Annotated in this window: 1 pseudogene; it reads left to right on the forward strand. The window is 66.6% G+C overall.

Annotated elements, in window-relative coordinates:
- Positions 1 to 957, forward strand: a pseudogene (locus EPN29_14440) (DNA topoisomerase IV subunit B).
- The last annotated feature ends 415 nt before the right edge of the window (positions 958 to 1372 follow it).

The following is a 1372-nucleotide window of genomic DNA, read 5'->3' on the forward strand; positions in this document are numbered from 1 at the left end:
GTCGAGAAGGCGCATGAGAACGGGACCGTCGTGGAGGTCGCGCTGCAGTACAACGACGGCTTCGCGGAGAAGGTCTACACGTTCGCGAACAACATCAACACCATCGATGGCGGCGCGCACCTCACTGGATTCCGCACCGCGCTCACGCGCACGCTCAACGCATACGCGCGCAAGAACGGCCAGCTGAAGGAGTCCGATCCGAACCTGACGTCGGACGACGTGCGCGAGGGACTCACCGCGGTCATCAGCGTGAAGGTCCGCGAGCCACAGTTCGAGGGCCAGACGAAGACGCGGCTCGGCAACGCCGAGATCGCCGGCCAGGTCGCCGCGGCCGTGAACGACGCGCTCGGCCAGTACCTCGAGGAGAACCCCCCGGACGCGCGGCGCATCGTCGAGAAGTGCCTCACCGCGTTCCGCGCGCGCGAGGCCGCCCGCAAGGCGCGCGATCTCGTGCTGCGCAAGGGCGCGCTCGACGGCTTCTCGCTGCCCGGCAAGCTCGCCGACTGTTCGGAGCGCGACCCGGAGCGCTGCGAGCTGATCATCGTCGAGGGCCAATCGGCCGGGGGCTCCGCGAAGTCCGGACGCGACCGTCGCTTCCAGGCGATCCTCCCGCTCCGCGGCAAGATCCTGAACGTCGAGAAGGCGCGCGCCGACAAGATGCTCGGGAACGAGGAGATCAAGTCGCTCATCACGGCGCTCGGCACGGGGATCGGCGACTACTTCGACATGAAGAAGCTGCGCTACGGCAAGACGATCCTCCTTGCCGACGCCGACGTCGACGGGTCGCACATCCGCACCCTGCTCCTCACGCTTCTCTACCGGCACTTCAAGCCGCTCATCGAGGAAGGCCGCATCTACATCGGCCAGCCGCCGCTCTACCGCCTCCAGCTCGGGAAGGACGTCCGCTGGGCATATTCCGACCACGAGCGCGACAAGCTCATGAAGGAGATGAAGAGCGAGGCGCGGAAGAAGCGCGACGACCGAAAGGCGAAAGCGATCGAGAGCGAGGAGAAGACCGCGAAGGGTCGCAGGCGCGCCAGCGCAGCGGTCGACGCCGCCGAGGCCGAGGCCGATGCGAACGCGACGAGCGACGAGGGCACCGACGACGGCAAGGGTGGTCGCGAGCCCGCCATCGCGCGATACAAGGGTCTTGGCGAGATGAACGCCGAGCAGCTCTGGGAGACGACCCTCAATCCCGCCACGCGCACCCTGAAGAAGGTCACGCTCGACGACGCCGAAGAGGCCGACGTCGTCTTCGACGAGCTCATGGGGAACGAGGTCGAGGGTCGCAAGAAGTGGATCATGGCGAACGCGAAGCACGCGGAGCTCGACATTTGATGTCGCTGGAGCATCTCTGGTAATGGCACGTCTC

The sequence above is a fragment of the bacterium genome, assembly GCA_004299235.1.
GTDB lineage: Bacteria > Chloroflexota > Dormibacteria > Dormibacterales > Dormibacteraceae > SCQL01.